This window comes from Xenorhabdus sp. KJ12.1, assembly GCF_963876495.1.
Lineage (GTDB): Bacteria > Pseudomonadota > Gammaproteobacteria > Enterobacterales > Enterobacteriaceae > Xenorhabdus > Xenorhabdus stockiae.
Map to the genome: position 1 here is coordinate 1 of NZ_CAWNQH010000053.1, position 234 is coordinate 234.

General features: G+C 37.2%; 1 pseudogene. It reads right to left on the reverse strand.

The window, feature by feature from the left end:
- Nucleotides 1-153, reverse strand: a pseudogene (locus tag AACS92_RS21840) (Thoeris anti-defense Tad2 family protein); the annotation flags it as partial.
- Nucleotides 154-234: the final 81 nt, after the last annotated feature.

A 234-nucleotide genomic window follows, 5' to 3' on the forward strand; every position in this document is an offset into this window, starting at 1 on the left:
ATCCTTACGATGCACTTGCTTCCCCGAATACACTTTTATCATCGCCCACGGGAAAGAACCTACTGGTGCTATATCATCAATTTCAATTTTTTTCTTATACTGCTCAGGATCAAACGGGCATTGTTTATTATCCAACTTATTAACATCAGACATAAACACCTCACTTTATTATTCGTTAAAGGTCATTTCATCCTACTGCTAACTAGCCAGTTAATATTACTGAGGTCAGGTTCT